Here is a 969-nt window from a genome sequence, read left to right as displayed (position 1 = left end):
AACCTGTGTTGGTGGTTCATCTCTCCATTGGTCGTTTATGCCCGGGGGTAATACAATAGGCGGAAATTCTGGTTCTACTTCTTCTTCTTCTGGTTCTTCTCGCAGTTTGGACGGTATCTCTAAATCACAAAATTGAATGTAAAACCCTCCTTCTATAGTTCGAAACAAATATTTTACCGCACAATTAAAAATCCACGCGATTGGGCTTTACAGCTAACGCACGGATTGACGCGCGATCGGAGAGGTTGGGGTGGTTTATCTACTCTTTGTCGATTACTACTACTTTTTTAGTAATTCTATTTTCTTCAGTTATATACCTATAAAGTGGTTCCCCATTATTATCATATTTTCCTTCTATTGGGGCTGTAAAAATCACTTCATCTACAACATACCCATCTAAATAGTGTATTCCTGCCTCAGAAAACTCAATTTCACCAATTGGAATTTCTCTATTATTAAGAGCTCCTAAAGTATCTAAAACGCTATTCTTAAGGGTCTCAAAATCGTAGTTAATATTTTTTGTTCTCTTCATACACATATAAACATATCTTTTATAAATTTCATCATCAAAACTGGTTGTTATCGTGTCTAAATCACTAAAATACAACACCTCACAATAATGAGATTCACCTACATAAACTGTATCAGGATATTTGAAAGTAAATTTAAAAGATTCATCATCTTCATCTAATTTCTGAATATCTTTTTTACAGGAAATAAATCCGCCAAATAAAATTATTATCAAAAAAAAATGCTTTGTCATCTTCTATTTCTAAGTTTATTATTTATACTATCTGCTTTAAGTTGGAACCTCTGTTTTATTGAAGCTTGTTCTTGCTTTAAACTAGATGTACTTAATGTATTAACCATTGTATCTTTTTTATACCGAGTGTGTACTGTAGCACCAGCTGCACTCCCTCTTTCTCCTATGGGTCCAGCAACTTTATAATCATACAGCGATATTATTTC

General features: G+C 33.4%; 2 protein-coding genes. Both read right to left on the bottom strand.

Annotated features, from left to right (window positions below; translation table 11 throughout):
* Positions 1-259 precede the first annotated feature (259 nt).
* Positions 260-745 (bottom strand): hypothetical protein, encoded by a 486-nt coding sequence (locus HX062_RS16130; RefSeq protein WP_286468133.1) that lies wholly within the window; start codon positions 743-745, stop codon positions 260-262.
* A 14-nt stretch (positions 746-759) separates the two neighbouring features.
* Positions 760-969 (bottom strand): hypothetical protein (locus HX062_RS16125; protein ID WP_286468132.1); only part of this gene is annotated, 210 nt, incomplete at its 5' end.

The organism is Myroides sp. DF42-4-2, assembly GCF_030326445.1.
In the GTDB taxonomy this organism is placed as follows: Bacteria; Bacteroidota; Bacteroidia; order Flavobacteriales; family Flavobacteriaceae; genus Flavobacterium.
This window is presented reverse-complemented; position numbering and strand designations above follow the sequence as displayed.